General features: G+C 73.4%; 12 protein-coding genes. 5 read left to right on the top strand and 7 right to left on the bottom strand.

What is annotated here, in order from left to right; all coding sequences use genetic code 11:
• Positions 1 to 186 precede the first annotated feature (186 nt).
• Entirely contained in the window at positions 187 to 1,392 is a 1,206-nt protein-coding gene (locus ACIRRU_RS21820; RefSeq protein WP_403683020.1) for a Dyp-type peroxidase, read from the top strand.
• Here the strand turns inward: ACIRRU_RS21820 and ACIRRU_RS21815 are convergent.
• The 5 genes from ACIRRU_RS21815 to ACIRRU_RS21795 all read right to left on the bottom strand — a co-directional run bounded on the left by ACIRRU_RS21815 (position 1,326) and on the right by ACIRRU_RS21795 (position 6,451).
• On the bottom strand, positions 1,326 to 2,222 hold the full coding sequence (locus ACIRRU_RS21815; RefSeq protein WP_363203705.1) for an ABC transporter ATP-binding protein: 897 nt from the start codon (positions 2,220 to 2,222) through the stop codon (positions 1,326 to 1,328). The two genes, ACIRRU_RS21820 and ACIRRU_RS21815, sit on opposite strands and share 67 nt — an antisense overlap.
• On the bottom strand, positions 2,219 to 3,292 hold the full coding sequence (locus ACIRRU_RS21810) for an iron chelate uptake ABC transporter family permease subunit (RefSeq protein WP_363203706.1): 1,074 nt from the start codon (positions 3,290 to 3,292) through the stop codon (positions 2,219 to 2,221). The genes ACIRRU_RS21815 and ACIRRU_RS21810 overlap by 4 nt, the downstream gene beginning before the upstream one ends.
• On the bottom strand, positions 3,289 to 4,329 hold the full coding sequence (locus ACIRRU_RS21805; protein WP_403683016.1) for a FecCD family ABC transporter permease: 1,041 nt from the start codon (positions 4,327 to 4,329) through the stop codon (positions 3,289 to 3,291). The genes ACIRRU_RS21810 and ACIRRU_RS21805 overlap by 4 nt, the downstream gene beginning before the upstream one ends.
• Positions 4,326 to 5,357 carry an iron-siderophore ABC transporter substrate-binding protein gene (locus ACIRRU_RS21800; RefSeq protein ID WP_403683013.1) on the bottom strand — a complete coding sequence of 344 codons (1,032 nt, stop codon included), beginning with the start codon at positions 5,355 to 5,357 and terminating at the stop codon, positions 4,326 to 4,328. The genes ACIRRU_RS21805 and ACIRRU_RS21800 overlap by 4 nt, the downstream gene beginning before the upstream one ends.
• Positions 5,358 to 5,677: 320 nt before the next feature.
• Positions 5,678 to 6,451, bottom strand: coding sequence for a helix-turn-helix domain-containing protein (locus tag ACIRRU_RS21795; protein WP_403683010.1), 774 nt, complete (start codon positions 6,449 to 6,451; stop codon positions 5,678 to 5,680).
• Positions 6,452 to 6,705: 254 nt separating this feature from the next.
• Between ACIRRU_RS21795 and ACIRRU_RS21790 the strand changes: the two genes are divergently transcribed.
• The 4 genes from ACIRRU_RS21790 to ACIRRU_RS21775 all read left to right on the top strand — a co-directional run bounded on the left by ACIRRU_RS21790 (position 6,706) and on the right by ACIRRU_RS21775 (position 9,965).
• A complete protein-coding gene (locus tag ACIRRU_RS21790) occupies positions 6,706 to 7,239 on the top strand; it encodes an EF-hand domain-containing protein (protein ID WP_403683007.1) in 534 nt (177 codons plus the stop codon).
• Between the two features lie 73 nt (positions 7,240 to 7,312).
• On the top strand, positions 7,313 to 8,434 hold the full coding sequence (locus ACIRRU_RS21785) for an isocitrate/isopropylmalate family dehydrogenase (protein WP_403683004.1): 1,122 nt from the start codon (positions 7,313 to 7,315) through the stop codon (positions 8,432 to 8,434).
• Positions 8,431 to 9,102, top strand: coding sequence for a cysteine hydrolase family protein (locus ACIRRU_RS21780; protein WP_403683001.1), 672 nt, complete (start codon positions 8,431 to 8,433; stop codon positions 9,100 to 9,102). Before ACIRRU_RS21785 ends, ACIRRU_RS21780 begins: the two co-directional genes overlap by 4 nt.
• Positions 9,103 to 9,110: 8 nt before the next feature.
• Positions 9,111 to 9,965, top strand: a complete 855-nt coding sequence (locus ACIRRU_RS21775) for an SAM-dependent methyltransferase (RefSeq protein ID WP_403683218.1) — start codon at positions 9,111 to 9,113, stop codon at positions 9,963 to 9,965.
• 33 nt (positions 9,966 to 9,998) lie between these two features.
• On the opposite strand, the gene ACIRRU_RS21770 is transcribed toward ACIRRU_RS21775, so the two are convergent.
• Together ACIRRU_RS21770 and ACIRRU_RS21765 are read right to left on the bottom strand one after the other, a co-directional pair.
• On the bottom strand, positions 9,999 to 11,063 hold the full coding sequence (locus tag ACIRRU_RS21770) for an aldose epimerase family protein (protein WP_403682998.1): 1,065 nt from the start codon (positions 11,061 to 11,063) through the stop codon (positions 9,999 to 10,001).
• A gap of 22 nt (positions 11,064 to 11,085) precedes the next feature.
• The gene (locus ACIRRU_RS21765; RefSeq protein WP_363203714.1) at positions 11,086 to 12,114 is read right to left on the bottom strand and encodes a LacI family DNA-binding transcriptional regulator; all 1,029 of its coding nucleotides are present in this window, start codon (positions 12,112 to 12,114) and stop codon (positions 11,086 to 11,088) included.
• Positions 12,115 to 12,119 lie beyond the last annotated feature (5 nt).

Below are 12,119 nucleotides of genomic sequence, written 5' to 3'. Positions count from 1 at the left end.
ATGTCAGTCACCCTCCGCAGTCAACCCGATCAGCGGGGGCGCACGATCCGGCGCTCGTACGCGGAGCAGGGCCGCTCGGCCCAAGAAGGCGGCCCCGCAAGGAGGAAGCCGTACTGAGGGACGGGCGCGCACGGTAGGGGTGAGGTGACGGAGCAGAGCGCACCCGATCCCCGGAAAGAGACGATGATGACGCAACGTGACACACACCGGGACGCGGGTCCCGGCCGACGCGCCTTCGTCCGCGGGGCGGCGGGTGTGGTGGGGGCCGCGGGTCTCGTCGGCGCCGGGCCCGCGGCCGCGGCGCCCCGGACCGCGCCGCGTGAGGAGGGGGTGCCGTTCCACGGCGCCCACCAGGCGGGCATCCTCACCCGGCAGCAGCCGTTCGGCGGCTTCGTCGCCTTCGACGTGCTCGCACGCGACCGGGCCGAGCTGGTGGCGCTCCTGCGGACCCTGACCGCGCGGTCCCGCACCCTGACCGCGGGGGTCGTCCCCAAGGACCCGGACGTGGCGGCGGTGCGGGGCCCGCAGGACCGGCTGACGATCACCGTCGGGGTGGGCGCGTCCCTGTTCGACGGGCGGTTCGGGCTGGCGGCCGCGCGCCCCTCCGGGCTGACCCGGATGCCGGAGTTCCCCGGGGACCGGCTCGAAGCGGACAGCTGCCACGGCGACCTGTCGGTGCAGGTCTGCGCGGAGCACCCGGACGCCGTCCTGCACGTCGTACGGGATCTGGCCCGGGAGACCTCGGGGCTGCTGCGGGCGCGGTGGCGGGCGGACGGTTTCGTCAACCCGCCGCGCCCCGAGGGGTCCCCGCGGTCGTTCACCGGCTTCAAGGACGGTTCCGCGCACCCGGACACCACGTCGGCGCGGGAGATGGACCGGCTGGTCTGGGTCGGGCGGGAGGGGCCCGGCTGGGCCCGCGGCGGCAGCTATCAGGTGCTGCGCGCCATCCGGTTGCGGGCCGAGGCGTGGGACCGGGTCCCCCTGGGCGAGCAGGAGAAGATCTTCGGGCGGCGCAAGTCGACGGGGGCGCCGCTCGACGGACGGGCCGAGAGCGAGCTGCCCGACTACGGCCGGGACCCGCACGGGCGGGTGACGCCGCTGGACTCGCACATCCGCCGGGCCAACCCGCGCACGCCCGGGAGCGAGGACTCGGTGCTGCTGCGCCGTGGCTACAACGTGGACCGGGGCCTCGCTCCGGACGGGAGCCTCGATGTGGGGCTGATGTTCTGCTGCTACCAGCGTGACATCGCCCGGCAGTTCGCCACCGTGCAGCGGCGGCTGGAGGGCGAACGGTTCGCGGACTTCACCACCACGACCGGCGGCGGCTACTTCCTGGCGCTGCCGGGGGTGACCGGCGCCGCCGACTGGTACGGCTCCGCGCTGTTGGCCTGAGCGGCCGGGACCGGGTCCCCGCCCGTCCCCTCCAGCACGTGGTGGCGGCCGATCGGGAGCATCAGGGGACGGCCGGACACGGGGTCGACGATGATGCGGCTCTCCAGGTCGAACACCGCCCGGACGGTCTGCTCCGTGAGCACCTCGGCGGGGGTGCCGGAGGCGTGCAGGCGGCCGTCGGCCAGCGCGATGAGGTGGTCGGCGTACCGGGCGGCGAGGTTGAGGTCGTGCAGGACCATCACGATGGTGGTGCCGCGCGCGCGGTTGAGGTCGGTGAGGAGGTCGAGGACCTCCACCTGGTGACTGGCGTCGAGGAAGGTGGTGGGCTCGTCGAGCAGCAGCAGGTCGGTCTGCTGGGCCAGGGCCATGGCGATCCAGACGCGCTGGCGCTGCCCGCCGGAGAGTTCGTCCACGGCGCGTTCGGCGAGCGCCTCGGTGTCGGTGGCCTCCAGGGCGGCGGCGACGGCGGCGTCGTCCTTCTCGTTCCAGCGGGAGAAGATCCCCTGGTGGGGGTGGCGGCCGCGGCCGACGAGGTCGGAGACGGTGATGCCTTCGGGGGCCAGGGGTGACTGCGGGAGCAGACCGAGGGTGCGGGCGAGTTCCTTGGCGGGGAGGCGGTGCACCTCCTTGCCGTCGAGGACGACGCGGCCCGCCCTCGGCGCGAGCAGCCGGGACATGGAGCGCAGCAGGGTGGACTTGCCGCAGGCGTTGGCACCGACGATGACGGTGATCCGGCCGGGCGGTACGTCGAGGTCGAGGCCGTCGACGACGGTGCGGTCCCCGTAGCCGAGGGTCAGTCGTTCGGCGGTGAGCCGGTGGTGCGTGGTCATAGCGAGCCTCCCGCCCGGTTGGTGCGGATGATCAGGTAGACGAGGTAGGGGGCGCCGAGGACGCCGGTGACGACGCCGACCGGGTAGCGCTCGCCGAAGGCGAACTGTCCGGTGAAGTCGGCGACGAGGACGAGCAGCGACCCGACGAGCCCGGCGGGCACCAGCAGGGAGCCGCCCGCCCCGACGAGGCGGGCGGCGATGGGTCCGGAGAGGAACGCCACGAACGCGATGGGTCCGGCGGCTGCCGTGGCGAAGGCGATCAGCCCGACGGCGGCGACGATCACGGTGACCCGGGTGCGTTCCACCCGTACGCCGAGGGCGGAGGCGGTGTCGTCGCCGAGCCGCATCGCGGAGAGATCACGGGCCTTGCCCAGGAGCAGCGGGGTGAGGACGGCCGCCGCGACGAGGGCGGGGACCACCTCCTCCCAGGTCGCCCCGTTGAGGCTGCCGGTGAGCCAGCGCATCGCCTCCTGGAGGTCCCATTCGGCGGCCTGGGACAGCACGTAGGAGGTGACGCTGTCGAGCATCGCGGAGATCCCGATGCCGATGAGGATGAGCCGGGTGCCGACGACGCCGCCCCGGAAGGCGAGCGAGTAGACGAGCAGGGCCACGCCGAGTCCGGCGGCGATGGCGATGACGGAAACCTGCACCTCGCCGAGGGAGAGGGTGACGATGGCGATGGCCGCCGCGGCGCTCGCCCCGGAGCTGATGCCGATGATGTCGGGACTGGCCAGCGGGTTGCGGAGCATCGTCTGGAAGGTGACGCCGGCCAGCCCGAAGCTGAATCCGGCCACCACCGCGAGGACGGCGCGCGGTAGCCGCAGCCGCCCGACGGTGAAGGACGCGCCCGGCACCTGTTCCCCGAGGATCACCCGCAGGACGTCGCCGGGCGGGTAGTAGGTGCGGCCCGCCATCAGGGTCACGGCGAACGCGGCGAGGACGAGGACGGCCAGCACCAGGACGACCCGGCGGCGGCGAGCGGAGCCGCGGATCCGGCGGCGGGTGGCGGCCGCCACGGAGCCGGGCGCGGGCTCGCGCGGGCCCGGCCGGGTGAGGACAGGGGCGCTCACAGGGCACGTACCTTCTGTCGGCGGACGATGTAGATGAAGAAGGGGGCCCCGATCAGGGCGGTCACGATGCCGACGTCGATCTCGGCGGGGCGTGCCACGACGCGGCCGACGACGTCGGCGGCGGTGAGCAGGATCGCGCCCAGCACCGCCGACAGCGGCAGCAGCCAGCGGTGATCGACGCCCACGAGGAGCCGGCAGGTGTGCGGGACGACGAGGCCGACGAAGGCGATGGGCCCGGCGACGGCGGTGGCGGCCCCGCACAGCAGGACGGCCCCGAGAGCGGCCACGGCCCGTGCCAGGGCGACGCGTTCACCGAGCCCGGCGGCTAGTTCGTCGCCGAGCGCCAGGGAGTTGAGAGCGCGGGCGGAGAGCAGGCAGATGAGGAAGCCGGCCGCGAGGAACGGCAGCACCTGCCCGATGCGCTCGAAGGACGCGCCGCCGACACCGCCGATCTGCCAGAGCTTGAAGCTGCCCGCGATGTCGTTGCGCGGCAGGATGATCGCGCTGACCAGCGAGGCGAACGCGGCCGATGTGGCCGCCCCGGCGAGGGCCAGTTTCAGCGGGGTGGCCCCTCCCCTGCCGAGGGTGCCGACGGTGTAGACGAACAGGGCGGACAGCGCCGCGCCCGCGATGGCGGTCCAGATGTAGCCGGTGGGCGAGGTGAGGCCGAAGAACGCGACGGCGGTGACGACGGCGAGCGAGGCGCCCATGTTGACGCCGAGGATGCCGGGGTCGGCCAGCGGGTTGCGGGTCACGCCCTGCATGACGCCGCCCGCGAGGCCGAGGGCGGCGCCGATGACGACGGCGAGGACGGTACGGGGGACGCGCTTGGTCGCCGCCGCCTGCCCCAGGGTCTCGTCGGCGCCGCCGAGCGCCGCGGTGACGTCGGACCAGGGGATGTCGCGGGAGCCGAACGCGACGGAGGCGAGCATGACCGCGGCGAGGGCGAGCAGCGCGAGCAGGAGCCAGAGCAGGCGCACGCCCGCCGGACGCTTCGGGGCGGCGTCCGGCGGGGTGCGGGTGTCGAGTGCGGTCACTTGACCTTGTCCGCGGCCTTGGCGAGGGCGGCGGCGTAGTCGTCCAGCACATAGCTGATCGACAGCGGCGTCGGGTTGGCGGCGGTGGCCAGCGGGCTGCTGCCGGGCAGGAGGTAGGTGGAGCCGCGCTCCACGGCGGGGATCTTGGAGAGCAGCGGGTCCTTGCTGATCGTCTTGAGCAGCACGCCGGTGTCATCGCCGTAGCCGGTGATGATGTCGACGTCGTCGAAGGCGTCGATCTGCTCGGCGCTCTTGGTCAGGGCGAACTTGTCGGTGCCCTCGGACGCCTTCGCGATGGACCCGGGGATCTTCATCCCGAGGTCCTGGAAGAACTGGGTACGGGTGTCGTGCGTGGTGTAGAAGCCGACCTCGCTGACGTCGTTGGGGTCGACGTGCGTCATGAACATCGCCGACTTGCCCTTGAGCTGCGGGTACTTGGCAGCGGTCTTGGCGATGTCGCCGTCGAGCTTCTTGATCAGCTTCTCGCCCTCGTCGGCCAGCCCGAGCGCCTCGCTGTTGGTGCGGATGATCTCGCGCCAGGGGGTGGCCCAGGCCGCGTCCGGGTAGGCGACCACGGGGGCGATCTCGCTGAGGGTGTCGTAGTCCTTCTTGGTCAGCCCGGAGTAGGCGGCCAGGATGACGTCGGGCTTGGTGTCCGCGACGGCCTCGAAGTCGATGCCGTCGGTCTCGTCGAAGAGCACCGGCGTCTTGGCCTTCAGCTCGTCGAGCTTCTCGTCGACCCAGGGCAGCACGCCGTCGTCGTTGTCGTCGCCGAAGTTGGCGGCGGCCATGCCGACCGGGACGACGCCGAGCGCGAGGGGCACCTCGTGGTTGGCCCAGTTGACCGTCGCGACGCGCTTCGGCTTGGCCGGGATGGTGGTCTTGCCGAGGGCGTGCTCGACGGTCAGGGGGAATCCGCCGGAGCGGTTCTCCTCGCTCTGGCCGCCGCTGTCGGTGTCGTTGCCACAGGCGGAGAGGGCGACCAGGGCGGCGGCCGCGGCGAGCAGGCGGAGACGGGGCGAAGGCATGGGTGGGTACCCGGCTTTCCGGAGGTTCGGGGTGCCACTTCCCGCACGTCCGGGGCGAGGGTGCCAGGTGGAGGGGTGTGCGGTGCGTGCACAAGCCCGCTTAGGTAAGGCTTGCCTTGCAAGATTATGAGAAGCGAACGCTTGTCGCAATCAAGTGTTCAGGACAGCACCTGTAGCGATCCGGACATCGGGCCGCGTGGCAGCGCCTGGGGCGATGCGGATGCCCGGCGGTGTTGTGACAGCGCCCGGGGCGGTCCGGGTGCCCGCCCGGGGCGGGGCGCCCCGCCCTCCGGGCGGCCCGACGGGGCCGTGCCGCGCGGTCAGCCCGACCGGAACGTCCCCGGGGTCAGCCCGGTGGTCCGCCGGAACGCGACGCCGAAGGCGCTCGCCGAGCGGTAGCCGACCTGTTCGGCCACGCTCTCCACGTCCCACCCCCGGGTCAGCAGGCCGATCGCGTGCTGGGCGCGGACCGAGGCCACCCAGCGGGCGAAGCTCGTGCCGGTCTCCGCGGTGAAGGCGCGGGTGACGGTACGGATGCTCACCCCGAGCCCGGCCGCCCAGTCGGCCAGGGTCCGCTGGTCGGCCGGGTCCTCCCGCACCGCGTCCGCGATCGGGCGCAGCAGTTCGGAGGTGGGCACCAGCACGAGCAGCTCGCGGGGCGAGGGTTCGAGGACGTCGAGCACCAGCGCCTCGGTCGCGGCACGCGAGGAGGCCGCGAGAGCGGGCTCCCTGAGCCGTTCCAGCAGCAGGCGCAGCAACGGGGTGATCTCGACGGCGACCGGGGTGTCGGAGATCGACGCGGTGGTGCGGAACCCGAAGAAGCCGGCCCGGAACCAGGTCCCGGCCGCCGCCGCCCCGGAGTGCAGGGTGCCCGCGGGCATCCACAGGCCCACGGCGGGGGTGATCGTCCAGATCCGTTCGCCGACCACCGCCGTGGAGGCGCCCCGCTCGTTCCACAGCAGCTCGTGGAAGGGGTGGGAGTGGGCGTCCCAGCGTGTGTCGTGGGAGACGACCTCGTCGTAGCCCTGGATGACGAAGGGGGTGTCCACGGCGCCGGGCGCGAGGGCGGGCAGCGAACGGGTCTCCCTGGTCATGCGCACACCCTAGGAGATTCCCCCGAAGGGGTTCCCTCCACCCCGGCGCACGCCCGGGGCACACCCCTGTGCTCCGCCCCCGTCCCTGCCTCGCCCGGAGGTTTGCGCGGTGGCCCTTCCGTCGTTCAGGTGAAGTGGCCCGCGCTCTCTCGTGCCCGGCCCCCGCCGGGGCCGACAGTGGGCGGGCGGACCGGGCGTCCCGCCCGGACCGCGGCGCTCTGTCAGCGCGTTCGCCCGGAGAAAGGTGTCGATCCATGACCACAGAGGCCAACCAGCGGGTAGCGCTCGTCTTCTCCCTGCTCGACGCCAACGCCAACGGCGTCCTGGAGGAGGACGACTTCGAGCTCATGGCCGAACGCGTCGTACGCGTGGCGCGCGGTTCGGACCAGGCGGCCAAGGACGCGATGCGCGCGGCGTTCCGGCGGTACTGGACGACCCTGCGCACGCAGCTCGACTCCAATGGCGACGGGGAGATCAGCTTCGAGGAGTACACCGCCTGCGTGCTGTCGCCGGAGCGCTTCGACGCGACGGTCGGTGTGTTCGCCGAGGCGCTCGCCGCGCTCGGGGACCCGGACGGCGACGGCCTGATCGAGCGGCCGCTGTTCGTGGACCTGATGACGGCCATCGGCTTCGACCCCGCCAATGTCGACGCGCTCTTCGACGCCTTCGGCCCCTCGGACGGCGACCGCGTCCGGGTGGAGACCTGGGTCGAGGGGATCAAGGACTACTACGCCCCCGACAAGGCGGGCATCCCCGGCGACGAGCTGACCGTGGGCGCCCCCGGCTGACCCCTCCCTGTCCCCCCGCACGTCGGCGGCGAGGTCCGCGACGACTCCAACGGCGACGAACGAAGGAGCAGGATTGAAACCGGTCATCGGGCTCGCGGTAGGCCGCGGCACGGGTGCGGAGGTGGCAGCCGTCTTCGAACGGGTGCTGGGCGGGCTGGCCCGGCTCCACGGCACGGAGATCGGGGTGCTCCGCTCCCCGCGCACCTACCACTCGTACGTCTCGCTCCGGGCGGAGGCCGCGGCGGAGGCGGTCCGCCGGCTCACGGAGGAGGACGCCGACCACTACGAGCACTTCTGCCGCACGCAGGCGGCCCTCGGCACCCGGGCCGTCTTCCGTACGGCGATCAACGCCCAGTCCCTCTACCTCGTAAGGCAACGGCTCCAGGCCGTGAAGGTGGACGCCCTGCCCGTCGGGGACGGATCGACGCTCCTGCTGGTCCGCGATCAGGCGCAGGGCTTCTACACCGGTGAGAACCACCACGGGGACGGCGTGATCCGCCGCACCATGGAGTTCAGCCGCGACCTCACCGAGAAGGTGCTCGACTACGCGGTGGAACGGGCCCGGCACCAGTGGCCGGGGCAGGGACCGGCACGGATCGTCATGGCGTACAAGTTCCATCTGCTGGACGGTGCGCTGGACGCGTGGGTCACCGACATCGCCGCCCGGTACGACATACCGGTGGGGCTCTACCAGCCGGACACGGTCAACCGGAATCTGATCACCCATGGTTTCCCGGACCGTACGGTCGTCGTCGCGGGCAACGAGTGGGCCGACATCATGCACGTCGTCCTGCTGGACCGGTTCGGCGCGGACCGGCAGGAGAACCGCTGCACGGAGAACGTCCATCTGCACCCCGCTGTGCTCGGGCTCACCGAGTACCAGACGGTGCACGGCTCCGCCGACGACCTGGAGGGGCTGGACCGGGTCAACCCGGTGGCGACGATCCGGGCGGCCGCGGCGATCGCGCAGCGGTACGGGGGCTGCGCGGGCGCGGTGGGCCAGGTCGAGCGGGCGCTGGCCCAGCTCACCGACCGGGGCGTCGGCACGCCGGACACCGGCGGAGGGCACTCCACGAGCGGGGTGGTGGACGCCCTGCTGGAGGCGCTGGGCAGCGGGGAAGCCGCAGAGACGGCCCCACCCGCCGCCGGAGGGGCGAACGCGCCCGCCGTCGCCGTACGGGCCGACGCCTCATGAGCGCGCCGGGCGGGACCGCACTGGTCGTCGTCGATCTCCAGAACGACTTCTGCGCGGGCCCGCTCGCCGCGTCCCGCTACCCGGGCGACCCGGCCCGGCTGGAGCGGGTCGCGGCCCGTACCGCCCAGGTGCTCGCGGTGGCGCGAGCGGCGGGCACGGAGGTCGTCCATGTCCGCTTCCTCGGGGACACCCGCTTCCAGGGTCCGGCCTGGCGGCGGCGGGACGCGACGCTGGGGAAGCGGCCGAAGTGCCTGGAGGGCTCCTGGGGCGCGGAGTTCGCCGCCGGGGCCGAACCGGGGCCCGGGGAGGCGGTGTTCACCAAACGGGCCTGCTTCGACGCGTTCCTCAGCGACGGTTTCGAGCGGCACCTTCGCGGCGTCGGCGCCCACCACCTGGTGTTCGCGGGGCTGTTCGCCGACGTCTGCGTGGACTCGACGGCCCGCACCGCGTTCCAGAAGGGCTTCGAGGTGACCGTCCTGCGGGACTGCACCACCGCGCTGCACCTGCCTGACGAACAGATCCTGCACTTCATGGCCCGGCTGTACGGGGCCCGTGTCACGAGCGCCGACCGGGCCGAGGTGTGGTCGCGCCGTCCCGGAGAGGAGGAGCCGTGTCCGACACCGTCCCGACCCGGCAGGGCAGCGGCGTCACCGGGGGCGTCGGGCTGACCGCCCTGATGGTGGCCGCGGCCCGCGCCCTGGAGACCCACCGCCCCGACGCCCTGGCCCGGGACGTCCACGCCGAGCACTTCGTCCGCGCGTCCCCCGCGTCGGCGCACTGGCCGGTACGGCCGGAGCAGGTGTCCCGGGGGGAGGCCGACCCGCTGTGGGGGCGGCTGGGCCGCTACTTCGGGCTGCGGACCCGGGTGCTCGACGACTTCCTGCTGCGCGAGGCGTACGGGGGTGCCCGGCAGGTCGTGCTGCTCGGGGCCGGTCTGGACACCCGGGCGCTGCGGCTGGACTGGCCGCCCGGCCGAACGGTCTACGAGATCGACCAGGAGGAGGTTCTCGCGTTCAAGGCGGCGGTCCTGGACGGGTTGCCGCCGGAGCGGCGCGCGCCACGGTCCCCCGGGACCACCCGGGTCACCATCGCCGTCGACCTGCGCCTCGACTGGGGCGGGGCGCTCACCGGCGCGGGGTTCGACCCGGCCGCGCCCACCGCCTGGCTCGCCGAGGGGCTGCTGCTCTATCTGCCCGCCGCCGCCGAACGCCGGCTCGTCGCGACGGTGGACGCGCTGGGCGCGGCGGGCAGCGCCCTCGCCTACGAGGTCAAGCACGGCGTCGAGGCGGCCGCGGTGCGCGACAGCTCGGTCTACCGGGAGGCGAGGGAGCGGATCGGCGTCGATCTGCTCGCCCTGTTCGACGGGGAGCCGCGCCCGGACACCGCGGCGGACCTGGCCGGCCGCGGCTGGACGACGACGGTCCGCACCCCGTTCCACTTCACCCGCCACCACGGCCGCGGCCCCCGACCGGAGCCACGGGACGCCCTGGCGGCCAACCGGTGGGTCTTCGCGCACAAGCCCCGGGGCTGAGGCGGCGGCCCGCCCCGCCTCCGGGGTGTCCCGCTACACCGCCCGCAGGTGCGGGAAGCGCCATTCGGTGCGGCTGCGCAGGGTGTCCCCGGGGCGCAGGACGGTGGTGGGGTGGGCGGGGCGGTTGGGTGAGTCGGGCAGGTGCTGGGTCTCCAGGCAGAGCGATCCGTGACGTTCGTGGCGGCGGCCCGCGCCGTCGGTGAACGCGCCGTCGAGCTGGTTGCCGGTGTAGACCTGGAGACCCGGTTCGGTGGTCCAGAGTTCCAGGGTCCGCCGGTCGTCGGGGGCGGTGAGCCGGGCGGCCCGGTGCAGCGTCCCGGGGTCTCCGTCGCGCAGGACCCAGCAGTGGTCGAAGCCTCCGGACAGGGCGAGTTGGGGGTGGTGTCCGGCCAGGCGTTCGCCGAGCGGGTGTGGGGCGGTGAGGTCGAAGGGGGTGCCGGCCACCGGGGTGATCGGGCCCTCGGGGATGGAGTCCGGGTCGACGGGGAGGTAGTGGTCCGCGTCGACCTGGAGGGTGTGGCCGAGGATGTCGTCGGCGCCGAGGTTGAGGTAGGCGTGGCTGGTGAGGGTGACGACGGTGGGCCGGTCGGTGACGGCGGTGTAGTCGACGGCGAGGGTCCCGGCGGCGTCCAGGGTGTAGGTCGCGGTGACGTCGAGCGCTCCGGGGAAGCCCATGTCGCCGTGCGGGCTGTGCAGGGCGAGCCGGAGGGCGGCAACGGAGTCCCCGCTCTCGCCCGTCGCCTCCCAGATCCGGTTGTGGAAGCCCTCGGGGCCACCGTGCAGGGCGTGGCCCCGGTCGTTGACGGGGATGTGGTGCGTGGTCCCGTCGAGGGTGAAGCGGCCGTGTGCGATGCGGTTGGCGTACCGGCCGACGGTCGCGCCGAAGTAGGGGTTCTTGTCGGTGTAGTCGTCCAGGGCGGGCAGCGAGCGGACGACCGGGCCGGGTACGCCGTCGGTGTCCGGCACGGTCAGGCTGTGCAGGACACCGCCCCAGGTGAGGATCTCGGCCCGGACCCCGGTGCCGGAGTCCAGGGTCCAGAGGTCGACCTCGCTCCGCCCGTGGGCGCGGCCGAAGGGTTTGCGGTGCACGGTGGGCATGGGGGTCCTTGGGGGATGGGCCTCAGGGGCGGCCGGAGGCCTCACGGGGCGTGGTGGATTCGCGGACGACGAGGCGGTAGCCGGGGCGGGGCCGCCGGGGTTCGGCGACCGGGGTGCCCGCGAGGCGTTCGACGAGGCTGTCGACGGCGAGGCGGGCGATGGCTGCCTTGTCCGGGGCGATGGTGGTGAGCGAGGTGGTGCCGTAGCGGCTCTCCTCGATGTCGTCGAAGCCGACGACGGCGATGTCGCCGGGGATGGCGAGGCCGCGTGCGGTGATGGTGCGCATCGCGCCGATGGCGATCATGTCGTTGTAGGCGAACACGGCGTCGGGCCGCTCGCCGCGGTCGAGGAGGGCGGCCATGCCGACCGCCCCGTCCTCGCGGGCGTAGCCGTCGGTGACGACGACCAGGGACTCGTCCGGTTCGATGCCGGAGGCGGTCAGCTCCTCCCGCCAGCCGCGCAGCCGGAGGTGGGCGGGCTGGCGTTCCTGCCCGGTGCGCGAGCCGAGGAAGGCGATACGGCGGTGGCCGAGGGCCACGAGGTGGGCGACGGCCTCACGGGCGGCGGCCACGTTGTCGATGGCGATGTGGTCGTAGGGGGCTTCGTACTCGCGCTCCCCGAGCAGCACCAGCGGGGCCGTCTCGGAGCGGGCCATCAGGTCCTCGGTCTCCAGGTGGATGGGGCTGAGGATGAGCCCGTCGATGACATGGGACCGGAAGCCCTGGCAGACCAGCAGTTCCTTCTCGCGCAGGCCCGCGGTGTGGTCGACCAGGACGGTGTAGTCGTGCCGGGCGGCCGCGTCGACGACCTCACCGGCCAGCTCCGCGAAGTACGGGTTGCCGAACTCGGGGACGGCCAGCGCGATGATGCCGGTGCGGCCCTTGCGCAGGTGACGGGCGGTGAGGTTCGGCCGGTAGCCCAGCTCGTCGATGGCCTGCTGCACCCGGGCCCGCATCTTGGGGGTGACGTGCTGGTAGTTGTTGACCACGTTCGACACGGTCTTGATGGACACGCCCGCCCGTTGAGCCACGTCCTTGAGGCTGACGCCCACGGCAC

Origin of the sequence: Streptomyces sp. NPDC101181 (assembly GCF_044767975.1) — a bacterium.
Taxonomy (GTDB): Bacteria; Actinomycetota; Actinomycetes; order Streptomycetales; family Streptomycetaceae; genus Streptomyces.
The sequence above is the reverse complement of the archived record's forward strand: the minus strand, read 5'-3'. Positions and strand labels throughout refer to the sequence as shown.